The 226-nt window shown below is 35.8% G+C and carries 1 protein-coding gene; it reads left to right on the top strand.

Translation table 11 applies throughout. The features are described 5' to 3' along the window. Window positions 1-10: 10 nt before the first annotated feature. The coding region (locus G9F74_RS29795; protein ID WP_165406452.1) for a helix-turn-helix domain-containing protein at window positions 11-226 on the top strand (216 nt) is incomplete at its 3' end.

Below are 226 nucleotides of genomic sequence, written 5' to 3'. Positions count from 1 at the left end.
GTGAAATGATATGACAAAGCAGAATAAAGCATATAAATTCCGTTTGTATCCAACAGAAGACCAAGCACATCTTATGCGTAAAACCTTCGGTTGTGTACGTTTCGTGTATAACAGAATGTTAGCTGAACGGAAAGAAGCGTATGAAAAATATAAAGATGATAAGGATCAACTAAAGAAACAAAAGCTTCCCACTCCTGCGAAATACAAAGCAGAATTTGAGTGGTTA

This window comes from Bacillus sp. EKM202B, from assembly GCF_011066025.1.
Lineage (GTDB): Bacteria > Bacillota > Bacilli > Bacillales > Bacillaceae_G > Bacillus_A > Bacillus_A toyonensis.
The sequence above is the reverse complement of the archived record's forward strand: the minus strand, read 5'-3'. Positions and strand labels throughout refer to the sequence as shown.